At 46.5% G+C, this 17,658-nt stretch carries 16 protein-coding genes, 4 tRNA genes and 2 pseudogenes; 15 read left to right on the top strand and 7 right to left on the bottom strand.

The window, feature by feature from the left end:
* The first annotated feature begins 150 nt into the window (after positions 1-150).
* The 13 genes and pseudogenes from R2Q26_RS08605 (at position 151) to aroQ (ending at position 11,290) form a co-directional block, all read left to right on the top strand.
* Positions 151-540: an amidohydrolase family protein gene (locus tag R2Q26_RS08605; RefSeq protein WP_317535888.1), complete on the top strand. Its 390-nt coding sequence runs from the start codon at positions 151-153 to the stop codon at positions 538-540.
* Entirely contained in the window at positions 521-2,116 is a 1,596-nt protein-coding gene (locus R2Q26_RS08600) for an amidohydrolase (protein ID WP_317535887.1), read from the top strand. Before R2Q26_RS08605 ends, R2Q26_RS08600 begins: the two co-directional genes overlap by 20 nt.
* Entirely contained in the window at positions 2,083-3,753 is a 1,671-nt protein-coding gene (locus tag R2Q26_RS08595; protein ID WP_317535886.1) for an MFS transporter, read from the top strand. The genes R2Q26_RS08600 and R2Q26_RS08595 overlap by 34 nt, the downstream gene beginning before the upstream one ends.
* 82 nt (positions 3,754-3,835) lie before the next feature.
* Positions 3,836-3,993, top strand: a pseudogene (locus tag R2Q26_RS08590) (pirin family protein); the annotation flags it as partial.
* Complete coding sequence (locus R2Q26_RS08585) at positions 3,965-4,096, top strand: hypothetical protein (RefSeq protein WP_317535885.1); 132 nt, start codon at positions 3,965-3,967, stop codon at positions 4,094-4,096. The pseudogene R2Q26_RS08590 and the gene R2Q26_RS08585, both read left to right, overlap by 29 nt.
* A 627-nt stretch (positions 4,097-4,723) precedes the next feature.
* Positions 4,724-5,338, top strand: coding sequence for a hypothetical protein (locus R2Q26_RS08580; protein ID WP_317535884.1), 615 nt, complete (start codon positions 4,724-4,726; stop codon positions 5,336-5,338).
* Between the two features lie 212 nt (positions 5,339-5,550).
* A complete protein-coding gene (locus R2Q26_RS08575; RefSeq protein WP_317535883.1) occupies positions 5,551-6,420 on the top strand; it encodes a pirin family protein in 870 nt (289 codons plus the stop codon).
* A 71-nt stretch (positions 6,421-6,491) separates the two neighbouring features.
* Positions 6,492-7,169, top strand: a complete 678-nt coding sequence (locus R2Q26_RS08570; protein WP_317535882.1) for an isochorismatase family protein — start codon at positions 6,492-6,494, stop codon at positions 7,167-7,169.
* Between the two features lie 36 nt (positions 7,170-7,205).
* Positions 7,206-7,830: pseudogene (ycaC, locus tag R2Q26_RS08565) on the top strand (isochorismate family cysteine hydrolase YcaC).
* A 169-nt stretch (positions 7,831-7,999) separates the two neighbouring features.
* A complete protein-coding gene (locus tag R2Q26_RS08560; protein WP_317535881.1) occupies positions 8,000-8,551 on the top strand; it encodes an NADPH-dependent FMN reductase in 552 nt (183 codons plus the stop codon).
* A gap of 299 nt (positions 8,552-8,850) precedes the next feature.
* Positions 8,851-8,927: transfer RNA gene (locus R2Q26_RS08555), tRNA-Arg, on the top strand.
* Between the two features lie 153 nt (positions 8,928-9,080).
* Positions 9,081-9,863 (top strand): hypothetical protein, encoded by a 783-nt coding sequence (locus R2Q26_RS08550; RefSeq protein ID WP_317535880.1) that lies wholly within the window; start codon positions 9,081-9,083, stop codon positions 9,861-9,863.
* Between the two features lie 77 nt (positions 9,864-9,940).
* Complete coding sequence (gene aroQ, locus R2Q26_RS08545; protein WP_317535879.1) at positions 9,941-11,290, top strand: gamma subclass chorismate mutase AroQ; 1,350 nt, start codon at positions 9,941-9,943, stop codon at positions 11,288-11,290.
* Between the two features lie 132 nt (positions 11,291-11,422).
* Here the strand turns inward: aroQ and R2Q26_RS08540 are convergent, their stop codons facing one another.
* The 6 genes from R2Q26_RS08540 to R2Q26_RS08515 form a co-directional block, all read right to left on the bottom strand.
* A complete protein-coding gene (locus tag R2Q26_RS08540; protein ID WP_317535878.1) occupies positions 11,423-11,920 on the bottom strand; it encodes a hypothetical protein in 498 nt (165 codons plus the stop codon).
* 899 nt (positions 11,921-12,819) lie between these two features.
* Positions 12,820-13,155 carry a hypothetical protein gene (locus tag R2Q26_RS08535; RefSeq protein ID WP_317535877.1) on the bottom strand — a complete coding sequence of 112 codons (336 nt, stop codon included), beginning with the start codon at positions 13,153-13,155 and terminating at the stop codon, positions 12,820-12,822.
* Positions 13,156-13,605: 450 nt separating this feature from the next.
* Positions 13,606-13,694, bottom strand: a tRNA-Leu gene (locus R2Q26_RS08530).
* A 20-nt stretch (positions 13,695-13,714) separates the two neighbouring features.
* Positions 13,715-13,788 (bottom strand) — tRNA-Cys (locus R2Q26_RS08525).
* A 105-nt stretch (positions 13,789-13,893) separates the two neighbouring features.
* Positions 13,894-13,968 (bottom strand) — tRNA-Gly (locus R2Q26_RS08520).
* Positions 13,969-14,098: 130 nt separating this feature from the next.
* Positions 14,099-14,779 (bottom strand): alpha/beta hydrolase, encoded by a 681-nt coding sequence (locus R2Q26_RS08515; RefSeq protein WP_317535876.1) that lies wholly within the window; start codon positions 14,777-14,779, stop codon positions 14,099-14,101.
* A 73-nt stretch (positions 14,780-14,852) separates the two neighbouring features.
* Here R2Q26_RS08515 and R2Q26_RS08510 point away from each other — a divergent pair, with 73 nt between their 5' ends.
* Positions 14,853-15,950 carry a transglutaminase domain-containing protein gene (locus R2Q26_RS08510; protein ID WP_317535875.1) on the top strand — a complete coding sequence of 366 codons (1,098 nt, stop codon included), beginning with the start codon at positions 14,853-14,855 and terminating at the stop codon, positions 15,948-15,950.
* A gap of 173 nt (positions 15,951-16,123) precedes the next feature.
* Here R2Q26_RS08510 and fdxA read toward each other — a convergent pair whose 3' ends face one another.
* Positions 16,124-16,447: a ferredoxin FdxA gene (gene fdxA / locus R2Q26_RS08505; protein WP_090570956.1), complete on the bottom strand. Its 324-nt coding sequence runs from the start codon at positions 16,445-16,447 to the stop codon at positions 16,124-16,126.
* A gap of 329 nt (positions 16,448-16,776) precedes the next feature.
* Here fdxA and xth point away from each other — a divergent pair, with 329 nt between their 5' ends.
* Entirely contained in the window at positions 16,777-17,625 is an 849-nt protein-coding gene (gene xth / locus R2Q26_RS08500; protein ID WP_317535874.1) for an exodeoxyribonuclease III, read from the top strand.
* Positions 17,626-17,658: the final 33 nt, after the last annotated feature.

Raw genomic sequence — 17,658 nt, 5'->3', positions numbered from 1 at the left:
CTAATTCTGCGATTCAGATTCCTTGATCATTCTTTTTCAGTTATTCTAGTGTCCAGATCATGATTCATATCATTCATCTGTCTCTGAGCCTGAGGGAGAATCACTTATGAAAAAAATCCTTTTATCGACAACCTGAAACGCAGAATTTTTATGCAGCGCAGCATGCTGCTGGGGACAGGCTTGCTGACGGAGCGCTATCTCAATCTGTTTTCAAAGGAGGTCCATGCTATGGCAAATAGTGAACCTGATGTGATTTTTTACAACGGCAAGATTACCACACTGGACGAGAACCACCCTGAAGTAATGGCGATTGCGTTGACAGGCGGATTTGTGTCAGCCATTGGCTCGGATAAGGAGATCCATGCGCTGGCGAAGCCAGATACGAAAATGATCGACCTGAGGGATGAACGCGCTATCCCCGGCCTTAACGATTCCCACTTGCATCTGATCCGCGGTGGGCTGAATTACAATATGGAGCTGCGCTTGGGATGGGGTACGCAGTCTGGCGGATGCGCTGGCGATGCTGAAAATCCAAGCTGATCGCACGCCTGCGCCGCAATGGGTGTGCGTAGTCGGCGGATGGAGCGAATTCCAGTTCAAAGAGCGCCGTATGCCGACATTGGCGGAAATTAATGCGGTTGCACCAGATACGCCCGTTTTCGTCCTGCATCTGTATGATCGTGCGTTATTAAACAGGGCGGCGCTGCGGGCAGTAGGGATCACGAAGGATACGCCAGACTTCACCGGCGGCCGCATCGAGCGTGACGCGAACGGCAATCCGACTGGCATGTTGATCGCCGAGCCGAACGCACTAATTCTGTATGCGACCTTGGCTAAGAGACCCAAGTTGCCGATGAGCGACCAGATCAATTCAACACGCCATTTCATGTGTGAATTGAACCGCCTGGGTGTGACGAGCTGCATTGACGCGGGTGGTGGCTATCAGAACTACCCGGAGGATTACGAAGTCATTGAGAAACTGCGTGAAGACGGGCAGATGACAGTACGCATTGCCTATAATTTATTCACACAGAATAAGAGCGGCGAACTGGCGGACTTCAAAAAATGGGTAGGAATGGTCAAGCCCTATAGCGGCGATCAGTATCTGCGCCATAATGGCGCGGGTGAAATGCTGGTATTTTCAGCTGCCGATTTTGAAGATTTCCTGCAACCACGCCCTGATATGGCAGCCAATATGGAAAAAGAACTAGGCGAGGTCGTGCGCTTCCTGGTGGAAAATCGCTGGCCATTCCGTCTGCATGCGACCTATGACGAAACCATCGGTCGCGCTCTGGATGTTTTCGAAACGATCAACCGGGACACCCCATTTGGTGATATACGCTGGTTCTTCGATCATGCCGAAACCGTTAGTGAAAAAAATCTGGAACGTATTCAACGTTTGAATGGCGGCGTTGCTGTGCAGCACCGCATGGCTTTTCAAGGTGAGTATTTTGTTGATCGTTACGGCAAGCTTGCCGCAGAGCACAGCCCACCCATCCGCAAAATGCTCGTTATGGGCATCCCAGTGGGTGGCGGGACCGATGCGACGCGCGTTGCCAGCTATAACCCCTGGGTATCGCTCTACTGGCTGGTGACCGGCAAGACGGTCGGCGGCCTGCCGCTTTATGGCGATGCCAATCGGCTGGAGCGCGAAGAAGCACTGCGTCTTTGGACACTGGGCAATGCCTATAAATCTAATGAGGAAAAGGTCAAGGGTGCTTTGATGCCTGGCAGATATGCCGATTTCGCAGTGCTGTCACATGATTTTATGACGGTGCCGGAGGAAGCCATCAAGGACATCACTGCTGTCATGACCGTGGTGGGCGGTAAAATCGTCTATGCCGATGCGGAATTCAAGTCACATGACATGCCTTTACCACCGGTCAGCCCCGACTGGTCACCAGTGCGCCATTTTGGTGGCTATCAGCAGGCTAATGCCAGTTCTGCGTCTGTCATTGCTAGCGCCTCCATGGCGTTAGGGTGTCGTCATGATCACGTGCATGGACATGACGGCAAGTTGTCCTACTGGCTGGGCCTTAGAGGACAACAGGGGCAACAGAAGAGACCCAGCTTTAACCATCCGTGGGCTATCGGCTGCGGCTGCTTTGCCTATTGATCATGCCAGGAGGAGGGGGAATGGGTGGATCGGCATTTTCTCCATTCAAACATCGCGTTTTCACGGTGTTGTGGACAGCGACGCTGATCTCGAATATCGGCACCTGGATGTTCAATGTCACTTCCGGCTGGGTCATGACAGAGCTGTCGCCATCACCTTTGATGGTGTCGATGGTGCAGGCGGCAACAGCCTTGCCAATCTTCCTGTTTGCGCTTCCTGCAGGGGCGCTGGGCGATCTCTTTGATCGCCGCAAGTTGTTGCTATGGTCACAGATTATGCTGGCAGTGGTGCTTTTTCTTTTTGCCGGCCTGCTATGGAAAGACGGTGTCAATGCCTGGGTCTTGCTGTTGTTCACTTTCATAACCGGTGCGGGATCGGCTTTCGCCACACCCGCATGGCAGGCGATCATTCCGCGCCTTGTGCCACGGGATGCACTGGCTCCCGCCATCGCCTTGAATGGGGTAAGTATCAATGCCGCCCGTGCTATCGGCCCTGCATTGGGTGGTTTTATTATAGCGGCGGCAGGCGCTGTGGCGACGGTGCTGCTTGATGCCGTCTCCTATCTTGCTGTGGTGGCAGCATTGGTATGGTGGCATGCCGCCGCGACGCAAACCGATACGCTGCCGCGAGAGCGCTTGGCCGGCGCCATGCGCGCAGGTGTTCGCTTTGCGCTGCATAGCACGCCGCTGCGCCATACCTTGATTCGCGCTCTGGCCTTTTTCATTTGCGCTTCTGCTTACTGGGCATTGCTGCCCTTGGTGGCAAAAGATATGTTCCAGGGCGGCCCCAGCCTTTATGGCATTTTTCTGACTGCGTTGGGAATTGGCGCAGTAGCAGGCGTATTCCTGCTGCCGGTGATGAAAAAACATGTAAGTGCGGATAAGGTCATGATGCTGGCGACGGCAGGAACAGCACTGTGCTTGCTCATGTTCGCCTATGGTGAATACACAGGCATCGGTATTGCCGCCGGATTGATAGGCGGCGTGTCATGGATCATAGCAGTGGCATCGTTGAACGTTTCAGCGCAGGTGGCGCTACCAGATTGGGTGCGCGCGCGTGGCCTGGCCATTTTTCAGATGGTGCTTTTTGGCGCGATGACAGCTGGTTCGCTGGGTTGGGGTCAGGCAGCAGCCGTTGCCGGTTTGTCGCTGGCCCTAACAGTGTCAGGATTGCTGGCCCTTTTTCTGATTCCTATCACAGTGCGGTTCAAGCTTAATCTGGGCGAATATCATGATCATACACCGTCTGGTCATTGGACCGAACCTGCTGTGAGCACATTCGTTTCACACGATCATGGGCCGGTTCTGGTCACGCTGGAATATCGTATCGACGATGCGGATCGTGATGCGTTTTGCTTGCTGATACGGGAGCTGGGGATTATCCGCCGCCGCGACGGTGCTATTCAGTGGGGATTTTTTGAGGATGTCGAGGATCATGGACGATTTATCGAGATGTTCACGGTTGAATCCTGGCTTGCGCATTTGCGCCAGCATGCCCGTGTATCCGCCGCCGACAAAATCCTGCAAGATAAAATCGTTGCCTTGCACCGTGGCGCAACGCCACCGCGCGTGACGCACGCTGTAACGCCACTTGCAGGCAAACATTTGCAAGCAATTCCCAAAAACCATCATGATTGATGAAAGAAAAGCGAGCTATCTGATAGGACTCAGGCATTGATTGCTTATTGTTTTCTAATCAGATAAACCATGTAAGGAGGTGGTGAGGAAAACGATTCTAGGTATTTATGATGCGCCTCCTCTCCATTGGGTAGGTGACAGCTTCCCGGTGCGATCACTGTTTTCTTATCGTAACCATGGAAAATTACTGAGTCCGTTTTTGTGCTGGATTATGCAGGTCCAATCGATTTTGCGCCAGCCGCGCGGCATGAGCCGGGTTATGATCGAAAAAACCTTTGGTGAAGACCTCGAATCTGTGCAGATGCTCAATCGCCTGTTGCATCAATCCTTTTGGTGGAAGTGAATTCATTTTCGCTTACTCAGTGGGAGGCTGGGGGCTAGCAGAAGCCAATCGCCTGTTTGACAGTGATGACCAGATCTGGCGCAACGAGTTGTGAGTCTCCCAAAACACCACCTGTACTGCAGCCAAAAAGAGTAGTAGACGTTCCTTTTATTACTACAAAAAGACCAGCTTATTCCATTTGCAAATTAAACATGATACGAAGGCGAGCCGCAACAGTATAAATAATACGGCAGGGAGAAGCCAACAAAGTCAAGTTTGATTTAGAAATGGAATTATCTCACTCTCACTTTATGTGGATGGATTAATCATGCAACAGCCAAATGGCATAGTTTTTTCGATATGCCGCTACTGAGGAATAAAAATTGTATGCACATGCATTATTGTTTACCTATTTGTTATTCCTTAACATTGTCTGGCAATAAAAGCTGGACTGGTTTGATCAGTTGCTTTTGATCTATTTCTGATGCCGATCTGCTTCGTTGGTTGTTTCTTTTACTTGCTGATCCGATCACTAAGGAAGAAAACGATATCTGAAATTCGATCGAAAGAGATGCAAAACTGATTTTGGTGATATACCTAAAAATACAGGACTTATTATCCTGATATCAAAATATAAGGAGTAATGACATGAAAAATCGTTTACTTAGTCCACTATCATCTGTAATCCTATTTTTGAGCGCTTTCTTGGTTGGTATAATGCTATCTGTGCTAGCTGTGGCCCAGGTAGCTCCACCTATGGCCCCTGCGCAACCTGGTGCTCCCGCGCAACCTGGTGCCCCCGGGATGGCTCCCGCGGTACTTAATATCTTGGAGTTTCAGACGATGGCTGCTGTTCCCAGGCCTTTCACAGGTCCAATGCACGCGATCCGCGGTGTGCCTGGTGGTGGGTTACCCTGGATGATAGCTGCAGCCAACGGCAAATTGACAACTACTGGCAGACTTGAGATTACAGTTACCGGGCTGGTACTTGACCCGACTGATCAAGCAGTCATGCAAGCTGGCACTGGCGGTACAAACCCCATTCCAAATTTCGTAGCCATTGTGAGTTGCATGACTAAGGATGCCATGGGTAACGCAGAAATGGTTAATATGATGACTGCTCCCTTCCCAGCTACTGCAGCCGGAAATGCAAAAATCGAAGCACAGGTTGAGCTGCCTAAACCTTGTATCGCACCAATCATTTTTGTGGGTAACCCCGAACCTGCTCCTACTGGTGCCTGGTTCGCTACAACGGGTCATTAATCAGACTCAGTTAGTTACACAAAAAGCGGGTGGAGGAATCCACTCGCTTTTTTTATGCGACCTTCGCTAAAAGGAATTGGATCTGAAATAGTTGCGTTTTGTATTGCAAGTGCCTGGAGGCCTGCAGTACTCTTGCCTTTGACGTGACAGATGATTGTTCTGCTGTACATTGATCTTATCCAAATACCGAACAAACAATGCAGGAGATGACTATGAAAACTATTTTGAGTGTTTATGATGCGCCTCCTCTCCATTGGGTAGGCGACGGTTTCCCGGTACGATCGCTGTTTTCTTATCGTAACCATGGAAAATTACTAAGTCCGTTTTTGCTGCTGGATTATGCAGGTCCAATTGATCTTGCGCCTGCCGAGCGGCCGCGTGGGGTAGGGCAACATCCGCACCGTGGTTTTGAAACGGTCACCATTGTTTACCATGGTGAAGTAGCGCACCGGGATTCAACCGGCCAGGGTGGGTTGATTGGCCCTGGCGATGTGCAATGGATGACTGCGGGCTCGGGTATTCTGCACGAAGAATTTCACTCCGAGTCATTTACACGTGCGGGCGGCCGGCTGGAGATGGTGCAGCTCTGGGTCAATCTGCCTGCCAAGGACAAAATGACTGCACCGCACTATCAGACGCTCCTCAAAACAGACATTCCAGTGGTCATGCTACCTGAGGAAGCAGGAATTGTGCGCGTGATTGCCGGCAACTACCAAGGTCATGCAGGACCTGCGCGCACGTTTACACCCATGAATGTTTGGGACTTGCGCTTGCACCACGAAAAGTCAGCCGAGTTATCATTACCCGAGGGCTGGAGTGCAGCACTCATCGTTTTGCATGGAGCAGTATTGGTCAACGGAAAAACGCAAGTAAAAGCAGCGCAAATGGTATCGCTCGATCGCAGTGGTGAAACGCTATCGATTAGCAGTGCCCAGGAGAATGTGGTGGCGCTTCTGCTCAGTGGTGAACCGATTGATGAACCGGTTGTTGGACAAGGTCCTTTCGTTATGAATAGTCAGGCTGAAATCGATCAGGCGATCGCAGATTTTAATAGCGGACATTTCGGGCAGTTACCCCATTAGGCTTTTCCCTCTCAGTCAGTTAGCTGAGAGGGTTATTCACTGGGATAATTTAATTGGAAGGAGATATGGCAATGAATATACCACTCAATTTCGATGGAAGAATACCGAAGATTGATCCAAGCGATGCGGCAATGTTACTGATTGACCATCAAAGCGGTTTGTTTCAGATTGTCAAAGATATTCCCCTTCTTGCGCTACGAGCTAATGTCACCGCTCTGGCCAAGGCAGCGACTGCGGAGAAAATTCCCGTCATCACCTCAGCATCGGTTCCGCAAGGCCCAAACGGACCACTTATTCCAGAAGTTCATCAGTTTGCGCCACATGCCCAATACATCGCTCGCCGCGGTGAGGTCAATGTGTGGGATAACCCTGATTTTGTTGCAGCAGTAAAAGCCACCAAACGCAAAACACTGATCATAGCGGGCACCCTGACAAGCGTTTGCCTGGCATTTCCCTGTCTCAGTGCGGTTCATGAGGGATATAGGGTTTTCGCGGTAATCGATGCCTCGGGTAGCGTGTCTCAAATGGCAACGGATGTGACGGTCGCTCGTTTAACCCAGGTAGGCGTAGTGCCGATCGATACCATGGCAGTGCTGGCAGAATTACAAAAATCATGGAGTCGACCAAATGCCATGGAGTGGGCTCAAGTTTACTCAGGCGCTATGCCCCATTATCAGCTATTGATCGAGAGTTACCAGAAAGCGCAACAAGTCGCCAGAGAGGGTGAATTAATGGATTCTCAGCGTTGATACTGTCTTCTTTTATACATTATGAGGAGGAATAAAATGAGTAATACTTATTATCGCCTCGATAAAAACAATGCGCTCGTCGCACTGGTCGATCATCAGGCCGGGTTGCTGTCATTGGTACGTGATTTCGAGCCGGATAGATTCAAGAATAACGTATTGGCTTTAGCTGATTTAGCCAAGTATTTTAAATTACCAACCATACTAACCACCAGTTTTGAGGATGGCCCAAATGGCCCGCTAGTGCCGGAATTAAGACAAACCTTTCCAGATGCGCCCTACATCGCACGCCCAGGACAAATTAATGCATGGGATAACGAAGATTTTGTTAAAGCGGTCAGGCAAACGGCTAGAAAACAGTTGATTATCGCTGGCGTCGTGACTGAAGTTTGTGTGGCATTTCCTGTGCTTTCTGCTTTGGAAGAGGGACTTGAGGTATTTGTGGTGACGGATGCCTAAGGTACTTTCAATGAGGTGACGCGCGAGGCAGCGTAGAGCTGCATGCAGCAGCAGGCGCCCAGTTGATGAGCTGGTTTGGGGGGCTTGTGAGCTGCACCGTGACTGGCGAAATGACATAGATGGTCCCGGCACCCTGTTTTCTAATCATATTCCCGATTACCGTAATCTTTTCACTGCTTATACTGCAATCAAGGCGAATAAGTGAATGAATTGAGCATAGCTTCGAACCGTGGCTGAGCAAGGGTTCAGCCGCAAAGGTTATTTTTTCTGAAATTCAGTCGTGAAGGGCTCTCTTTCTCACGCTGAAGGATTATCCTAAAAATCGCTGTTAGGATCATTAGCATATTAACGAAGGAGAATCATAGTGAGATCAAATGAAATCAATGTGCTGGGGTATTTCTGGCAGCTTGCGGCAAGGCTCTTATAATACCGCAGCCCTGCGAGAGGCAATGCATCTTGCGCCGGCGCAGATGCATATTGCCATAGCGGATATCACAGAAATCCCGCTGTATAACGAAGATGTCTACGCTAAGGGATTCCCCTCGCCAGTGGAGCGCTTGCGAGAGCAAATCCGGGCTGCTGATGCACTGCTTTTTGTGACGCCAGAATATAACTACTCCATGTCTGGTGTGCTCAAAAATGTGATTGATTGGGTCTCGCGTCCACCCGAACAGCCTTTTTCTGGTAAGCCTGCTGCGGTAATGGGCGCCAGCCCCGGCCGTTTCGGCACGGCACGCGCTCAATATCATTTGCGTCAAACTGTAGTATACCTGGATGTGCGATTGCTTAACCGACCAGAGGTGATGATTGGCAATGCACAGAATGTTTTTGATCAGAATGGCAGATTAATTGACGAAGCAGCGCGCGAGCATATCCGGGGATTACTCAAAGCGCTTCACGACTGGACGCTCACGCTGAAGCGGTAATTTTGCGCTTTAAGTAGGGAGATTTTACTAAACATTTTTTACAAGGCAATTCAGGTGTATTCAGCGGCTTGTTACTCTGGAGGTAAGTAGCAGTCCGGTGCTCAGAATGTGCGCAATCAGCCGAGAAATCTAAGTTCAAGGCGAGGACGGCAGTTCGGCGTCGGGAATGTAGCCATACCACCAGTTATTTATGCCGGACAGCTGCTGCCTGATGTCCGCTCGCTCAATCTCAGAAAAACTTTAATTTTTGCCAAGCAAGATACTTGCTATAATATTTGTATAGAATTGAGGAAAAGATAGCGCCCGTAGCTCAGTTGGATAGAGTACTTGGCTTCGAACCAAGTGGTCGTGGGTTCGAATCCTGCCGGGCGCGCCATTCTTTTAAAAGTAGTCATTATTGAATCGATTCATTAGCAGTTTAGTAAAAAGGTGCTTATTTCTCCTATAGACTAATAGGATCGTTTGCTAACCTGAGTCATTCACGCTTTTCTGTTCTTTTTCCGCCTGATTTCAGCTACTAATTGCACGTATGCCTAAGCTTTCCTTTATCATGGCGATGGAATCCGAGGCACAGGGTTTGATCGATGCTTTGGGATTGAGACCATTTGTTCCACAGTCGTTTTATAAACGTCTACCGCTGAAGTTCTACCGAGGCATTTATCAAGATCACTCAACATGTTCCTTTGAACTCACTATTACCATTCCAGGAAAGGATCCTCGCTATCAAGTTGATAGCATCGGCACAGAGCCAGCAGCGGTCGCTGCATTTGCAACTGTAAGGGAATTTCAGCCCGATATTTTGGTGAGCGCCGGTACAGCCGGTAGTTTTGCTAAACATGGAGCCTTCATAGGAAGGGTTTATTTAAGCGACTCAGCCTTTTACTTTCATGACCATCGCATTCCACTTCCCGGGTGGGATAAATTCGGGGAAGGCGCTTATCCGTCACTTGATGTTAGCTATTTGGCACGTGAGCTTAGTCTTCCGCTCGGCAATATTTCTAGCGGCAACTCTCTTGATTTTATTGATCAGGATCTGGCGGCGATCGCAGCCCACGGCGCGATTCTTAAGGAAATGGAAGCTACTGCCGTCGCTTGGGTGGGGTATATCACTGACACGCCTATGTTCGCCATCAAGTCAGTAACCAATCTTATCGACATTCATCCCGATTCACCGAGCGAGTTCGAGAAAAACTTTACTACGGCTGTTACCAGTCTGACTGAGAAGACTTTGGCGATTATCGACGCGTTCGTGCGTAACTGGCAAGGGTTTACCCGGGCAACGCTGTTACAAGATATCGATTCAAACAGTTAAACCTAAAAGCGGCTTTTATGTTAAAGGAACATTTTCTATGAATCGTCATTCGTTTCAGGCTGGTGACTACCCTAAAAATGGATTTATCCTTTAGAAAACAGTTATCAATTATAGGCGCTACATTAATTTGGCGTAGTGCAGTTTTAAAAATCTACTGCATCCTGGGTATCTTACTTGCGCTAACGGGCGCAGCAACCGCCCAGGTTGGCTTTGTCGACCATGAAGCGCAAGTTCGGCAGGTCTTCGTTCTGATCGACAAGCGTCTTGAGCTGATGCAAGCGGTCGCCGCATGGAAATATCTGCGCCACGTTCCAGTTCTTGATGTTGCTCGTGAACACTCTGTGCTCGAGGCGGTTGTAGTGCAGGCACAGATACTCGGTATTTCCGCCGAACCAGCACGGGAGCTGTTTGCTTTGCAGATGCGACTTGCGCGTGAAATGCAACAGCGGTTCATCGATCAGTGGCGCACTGCAAATGTTGCACCCCCGCTAGCTCCGCGCGATCTGAATACTGAGCTGCGTCCGCAATTGAATGAGATAAGCGCTCGACTAATGCAGGCCATTTATCTTGCGATGCCCGAATTTCAGCGAAAGGATTTCCATACCTATTATGCGAGATCAGCGGGCAGCATTACAGGGCGAAGTGTAGATGAACGGGATATAAGCGCGCTGTTTGATGTGCTCTCGCGATTGCGACCGTCGCCGGTTCCGGCGCTGAAGCGAATTGCAGCGAGCAGGATACTGCGAATTGGCACGACAGGTGACTATGCGCCTTTTACACTGGAGTCAAAGGGAGCGCTTATTGGTGCTGACGTCGCTTCAGCAATTTCGCTTGCGGCTTTTCTTGGTGCCGAGCCTCAATTCATTCGAACGAGCTGGCCTACGTTGATGACTGATTATCAGGACGACCGCTTCGATCTAGCGATCGGAGGAATCAGCGTCACTGCTGAACGGGCCGCAATCGGGATGTTTTCTATACCGTATCATCGGGGTGGTAAAACACCAATCGTGCGATGTGGAACTGAGGCGCAATTTGATTTACTGAGCGAGATCAATCAAGCGAGTGTGCGTGTGATCGTAAATCCCGGTGGGACAAACGAGCGCTTTGTTCGAGATCACTTGCACAATGTGCAGCCTATTTTGCACGCCGATAATCGGACAATATTTGAGGAAATCGCTACCGGCCGGGCAGATGTGATGGTGACTGACGATGTGGAGGTGAATTTGCAGACACAGCGCGATCCCAGGCTGTGCCGAGCGACCGCTGAGATCTTCACTCAGAATGATAAGGCGCTTTTACTGGCACGCGATCCAGACTTGATTACAAAGGTGAATGCTTGGCTGAGCGCAGAACTGGAAAGTGGTAAAGTCATCCAGCGACTTGAGGCCGCTTTTGCTTCCGAAAACTCATCAGCTATCAAGCATTGAGCAGATTGATTCTATCCGAGAACTTGATTTCTAATCTGAATCCTTTTTATGAATTCAGATTAGAAACCACCTAAGAAAGCATATCCTCCTTGGTGGTTTCTTCGTGATCAAATGGGTGATGCCATAATATGCTTATGGCTTTAAAAACTCTTCTTCTTTCTTTGCTTCATTTCCTTCTGCTGGTTTTTCATTGCCTCCATCATCGGCCAATTTGCTGCCGACATAGCTTCCAACTGCGCCACCTACTAAAGCTGGCATCATTGATTGAAGTAATGATGGATTTCCAGCTGGTGCGCTAGGTGCCGCTGCGGTAGGTGCTGCTGCACTAGATGTTGGTGCGCTAGGTGTTGGTGCTGATGTAGATGCGCTTGAACTGGTTGCTGGTGAGGGCGCAGATTTGCTAGGCGCGGTATCCTGCGTTTGAGCTGATGCCGAAGAATTCGGTGTATTAGTGCTCTTTTGTTGTGCGGGAGCAGATTGAGAAGTGCTTTGCTTGGAGCTGAATGCACCTTTTGATACGTTGCCCTTGCTTTTTTTTGCATAAAGGTTACTTGCAAACATCATAGAAACTAAAATGGCAAAAAGTAATTTTTTCATTGTAAATGCTCTTTTCATTAAAATAGCGTTCAAATATTAGATGCAAATTAGTAAACGTTGGCTGGTTTAAAATATAAAAATCTCTAAATATTACTAGTGCTTAGGGTTTGGTAATTTGTTGATATCTGAATTTTGATATTAGCATTTGCTAATAAATATACCAACAATTTGTTGGCAGTTATTATTAGTTAATGGATTATCATATAAAATAATCAACTAATCCTGGAATATTAAGGGATTATAGAATATTTTGAGTTTCTTTGAATGTTAAGCTGGTGCTGGAGCTATAACCGCAAAATATCACAAAAACATTCTAACATAATGATTCTTATTCTTCGGGTTTTAAAAATACCGTCAATTTTTCTTGCTAGATATCAATAAGTACTTTTTTACTTTTCCTAAGAATATTTAGGAAAGAAAGGTTAGGCGCGCGCCGATTAAATCATTAGATTTAGGGTTACTCCGTAAATGAAACAGTATCCTGTGCCTATCTGCATAATTGTCTAGGAGTACGAACATAGCTCCTAGAGAATAAAGAAAGCTTCCTGGATATCAGATACTTAGTTTATTTTTAATAAACTGATCAGCAATCATCCCACTCATCGCAATCGTCCCAATCTTCAACCCAATAGGGTGTTTTTGTAAATGACAAACTTGGTAATGCTATCAGGGTTAATTCTGTTAAGATTTTCATAAATTTCATATCCTATTTTCTTTTTGTTGATGATTACAAGATACACACCATTTATTTAATAGCAGATGAGCAAAATTTCACGCTCTTCTGTATCTAGATACAATCTTTATTTTATAAAGTTTCCACATATAAAATAGAAATTATTAATACAAGCCAATGTTACTTTCATAGTTTTGAAAGCTATCCGTAAAGATACTCATGCTCGCGATATAGACATCCGCTTGGTGAAATATCCGGCTTAATAGCCCGACAACATAAGACCAACATTTCCTGTATTAACTCCTAAGAAAAAGTTACCCGGTGCTGGACGGTAATAGCCGCCACCGTATACGGGTGGATAATAGGGTTGGTTGTAATAAATATTCTGTGTGTTGTGATGATGATGTTGATGATGTTGATGATGGCGATGATGGTCATGATGGTGGTGGCGATGATGGTCATGATGATGGTGGCGATGATGATGGTGATGATGGCCTCGTCCTGCTTCAACCACCATTGGAGTCGCTAAAGTAACGCTTAACAACATTGCAGATAATAATTTCACTGACGAGTTCATTTTAGTTCTTGTTTTCATGTTATACCTCCTTGATTTTTTTGTTGATCAGAATTTCTTCTGTTGGTGATAACTTTATACTGGAGATCATGAATACAAGCTGAACAATCTGAAAAGAATAAAGCAAAGAGGAAGAAAAGAAGAATAGCTATTCAATTCCCTTTATAAAAGAATCGTTCTAATAAAATTGTTGAGTTCTGGAGACGATACCGGATTAGATGTTAAAAAATGCAACGTTGCATCACTCTTGAGTAAATTGTTTTGAGTAAATTGTTGCAATAACCCGCCTCGCGCGGGTTTTTTAATTTCTGTGGGTTCAACCTAAAAACGGTTTTTAGGTTCAATTCTCTACCCCTTGGGGCGAAAGCTGGTTGAAAACCAGAAGATTGAAAAGAGCAGTTAATTTTTGATGCACGACTGATGCACCAGAATTTTTATATTGCGGATAATTTTTTATAAATCATTGATTTATGGTGCCCGGAGCCGGAGTCGAACCGGCACGGACGCAATTGTCCGAGGGATTTTAAGTCCCTTGTGTCTACCTATTTCACCATCCGGGCAATCAAAATATACTGGATTTTGGAGGCGGGGGTCGGAATCGAACCGGCGTAGACGGCTTTGCAGGCCGCTGCATAACCACTCTGCCACCCCGCCATTCATTTTTATGATCAGAATGTGGTCTGTATCGTAACACCACAATGAATAATGCGATATGGATTTTTTTAGCAAATAGATAAAAAATCCAATTTATCTCGATATTGGAGCGGGAAACGAGGCTCGAACTCGCGACCCCAACCTTGGCAAGGTTGTGCTCTACCACTGAGCTATTCCCGCAATCTTGAGTTCTACGTACTTAAGAACACAATTCAGCAATAAAAAGTGGATTATAAAGATGCTGTTTATTTTGTCAAGAAACGCATAGATCGAGTCTTTATTAAATCGTTGTCATTTACGATTTAGTTTATCATCGCAAGACTTGTCGCAACCATTTGCTAATATCGGCCAATTCCTCAACACATACAGAATGCTCCATTGGGTACTCATGCCATTCGACCTGGTAGCCAGCCTCCAGTAGCTGCTGATGGGAAGTTTTTGCCAAGTGGATCGGTACAATAGGATCATAGTTACCATGCGCCATAAAAATGGAGGTGGGGGTATTAGCATTATGTGCTTCCTTGGTAAGTGTATGCGCTAACGGCAGATAGCTTGATAGCACCATAATGCCCCCTAATTTGTCTGGGTGACGCAGGCCAACCTGCAGAGCTATGACACCTCCTTGAGAAAATCCAGCCAGCACAATATTGGTAGAGGGAATGCCACGTTGATTTTCTCGCTCAATCATTGCAGTGATCGCATGTTGGGAGCTACGAATACCCGCTTCATCTTCGTACTGATTTAGATTGATATTTTTGATGTCATACCATGCACGCATGATGAGACCCTGATTGATGCTTACCGGTTGTTTAGGGGCGTGAGGAAAAATAAAACGTATTGCGGTGTCAGGTGGTAGATCGAGCTCATGTATAATAGGCACGAAATCATTGCCATCAGCGCCAAGTCCATGCATCCACAAAATCGTATGAGTTGGCTGTGCGCTGGTTTCTAATTCAATTGCAGGAAGTTGCTGTGATGAAGGGGTAGGCATGATGGAGGCTGATTGACTTGATTAAGTAATAAGATTAGATTTTCAAAAGTTATACTGGTTACAGGAGATGAGTATGAAACGCAGGGATTTTATCAAACTGATCAGTGCAAGTGCTACCTTGCTTCCTATTACTCCATCAATTTTTGCGCAAACCACGAGTCCTGGCAAATGGCGCAGTTATCGGTTGTCATATCAAGTGACTTTGCCTGCAACAGGTAAGAATGCACGTCTATGGTTGCCCCTACCGGATACCAACGATACGCCTTATCAGTTTACCCAAGGGAGTGTCTGGAATGGCAGTGCTAAATCAGCAAAGTTTTATACCCTTCCTCAAACGAATTTTCCGGCTTTTTATGCCGAATGGAATGGAAATGATGAACGCCAAGTTACAGTGAGTAGCATCGTCAAGACCGCTCAACGGCAAAGTGATCTACAGTACTACAATGCACCTGGCAAAGCAGTTATTCCTGATAATATCAAGCGCTTTCTGCAATCAACTCAACAAATACCATTAGATGGTATTGTACGCAAAACAGCTTCTTCCATTACCAAAGACAGTAATAACAATTCCCCTTTGCAGAAAGCCCGGTTTATTTATGATTGGGTAATTGACAATGCTACTCATGACCAGAAAGTGCGTGGCAGAGGAAAGGGTGATGTTAAGCAGATGCTAGCAAGTGAAAACCTAAATGGAAAGTGTGCGGACATTAATGCCTTATTCGTTGGCTTGGCCCGTGCTTCGGGTATTCCTGCACGACAGCAATTTGGTATTCGGATAAACGAATCAGTGCTAAACAAAAATTTAGGTAAGTTTGGTGATGTCAGTACAGCGCAACACTGTCGTGCAGAATTTTATCTCGCCGGGCTTGGTTGGGTACCCGCTGATCCGGCTGATGTATGCAAGGTAATCGCATTAGAAGGTCTGCCTCGCAATCATGAGCAAGTCAACGCTTTGAGAGAGAAATTGTTTGGCGCCTGGGAGATGAATTGGGTAGCTTTTAACCATGGCGAAAATATCTCCTTGGGCCAAAATGGCAAAACAGGAAAAGTGCCATTCTTCTTGTATCCACATGCTGAGATAGATGGGCAGCAACTGGATAACCTTGAGCCACAGACTTTTTCCTACAAGATTGCGTCAGCAGCATTGGTTGGCACAGGAGCAAAATTTTGAGATCGATTAGAAAAAACCAGTGGGCAGAGTAATGAGGGAATGCGTTTCTGTTAAATAAGCCCAATATTCCTGGTTGGGATAACGGCTTGATGGGTTTGATGCAATGATCCTGCAGATGCCGTCGAACAGATAGTCATGAGTAAGACGGCATTAGCAGCGTATCTAGATTTAAGTTAGTGCTCCAGTTTATCCAGTTTGTCCTTAACATTGGCCCACTCGTCGGCATCTGGAAGTGCATCTTTTTTCTCGATGATAGGTTTCCAAATCTTGGATAATTCCTCATTGAGCGCAATAAAGCCGCGTTGATCGTCAGGAACATCATCTTCAGCATAAATCGCTTCTACTGGACACTCAGCTACACATAACGTGCAGTCAATACATTCATCGGGATCAATTACGAGAAAATTGGGACCTTCGCGGAAGCAATCCACCGGGCATACATCGACACAATCAGTATATTTACATTTGATACAACTTTCAGTTACTACATAAGTCATGATGGAATTCCTTGCGTGGCACTTATAAAATTCAGAACCTAAAATTTTATCAGAAATTGAGGATGCTCTTCTACTTTGTCGACGGTCTTCTCAGTGAGAAAATCAAAATAAGGCTATAAAAATACATATTTTAATGTTTCAATAGCAGATTTCTCAGTAATTTCTAATAGGAACGACCTTAAATTGGCTAACGCCTATTAGTATGTATCATGTGTAAACTTTAATAAGTTAATGAGTTGAATCAATTATATGCTGTGCATTATGATGGATTGCCTACAGAATCTATGATGTGTTTTGCAGAAACTAACTGAATAATAAGAATTAATACTATGAAAATTGTTACCTGGAATGTTAATTCATTGAAAGTCCGCCTGCCACAGGTCATCAATTGGTTAGAGGTTAATCAACCAGATGTGTTATGTCTGCAGGAAACCAAATTACAGGATGATAATTTTCCGACCACTGAAATTGCTGCACTTGGTTATCAATCCATCTATGTCGGTCAGAAAATGTTTAATGGTGTTGCTGTATTGAGCAAACAAAACGGCACTGATGTTGTCATGGCTATCCCCAATTTGGATGACATGCAGAAGCGAATTATTGCTGCTACTTATGAGGGTGTACGCGTGATCTGTGTGTATGTACCCAATGGGGAAAGTATTGATTCAGACAAATATCAATATAAATTAATGTGGCTAACCGCGCTGAGCCAATGGCTCAGCAAGGAACTGGAACGCTATCCACGCTTAGCTTTGCTCGGAGATTTTAATATTGCGCCGGAAGATCGCGATGTTCATGATCCTGAATTATGGAAAGACCATGTGCTTTGCAGTGAGCCTGAAAGAAATGCTTTCCAGGAATTATTAAAACTTGGTCTCGTTGACAGTTTTCGTTTATTTGATCAGCCGGACAAATCATATACTTGGTGGGATTATCGCATGCTCGCTTTTCGCCGCAACAGGGGGTTGCGTATTGACCATATCATGCTCAGTAATGAACTGGCCAGTATCTGTAAAAGCTGCATCATCGATAAGGAGCCTAGAAAATTGGAACGACCTTCTGATCACACTCCTGTTATGGTTGAAATCGCTCAGAATTTGGAGTCAAGCTTAATTTCTAATAAACTGGACAACCCAGTAACTGATAAATCAGGCACAGACCAAGGGGATACAGAATAAAGCCAATTCGTCGTTCCCGCATAGGTAGTCTCA

The sequence above is a fragment of the Nitrosomonas sp. Is37 genome (genome assembly GCF_033063275.1).
GTDB lineage: Bacteria > Pseudomonadota > Gammaproteobacteria > Burkholderiales > Nitrosomonadaceae > Nitrosomonas.
This window is presented reverse-complemented; position numbering and strand designations above follow the sequence as displayed.